Source organism: Cupriavidus sp. SIMBA_020, assembly GCF_046535395.1.
Classification (GTDB): domain Bacteria; phylum Pseudomonadota; class Gammaproteobacteria; order Burkholderiales; family Burkholderiaceae; genus Cupriavidus; species Cupriavidus campinensis.
Window position 1 is genome coordinate 1 of the sequence record NZ_JAWRWU010000421.1, and the last position, 278, is coordinate 278.

At 63.3% G+C, this 278-nt stretch carries 2 pseudogenes; one reads left to right on the forward strand and one right to left on the reverse strand.

Annotated features, from left to right (window positions below):
• A pseudogene (locus tag SB751_RS29865) lies at positions 1 to 93 on the forward strand (arginine N-succinyltransferase); the annotation flags it as partial.
• Here the strand turns inward: SB751_RS29865 and SB751_RS29870 are convergent.
• Positions 72 to 245, reverse strand: a pseudogene (locus tag SB751_RS29870) (MFS transporter); the annotation flags it as partial. The pseudogenes SB751_RS29865 and SB751_RS29870 sit on opposite strands and share 22 nt — an antisense overlap.
• Positions 246 to 278 lie beyond the last annotated feature (33 nt).

Sequence of the window (278 nt, forward strand, 5' to 3'; positions counted from 1 at the left end):
GGCGACATCGCGGGCGTGTGCGGGATCGAGACGCAGGTCGGCCTCGAACAGCCGTTCTACAACTATCGCGTGAGCACGGTCGTGCACGCGAGCGTGTAGGCGTTCATGATCCATTGCATCTGCTTGAAGTCGCCGTGCAGCACGACTTCGAGCGTCGGCAGAATCATCGGCACGCTCGAAATTTCGAGCGAAAACATCATGGCCGCGAGGCAGACGGCGATCAGCGCGAGGGCGTTCCGGCGCATCTGCGTGGGGCGCAGCGGGTCATGGGTTTCGCG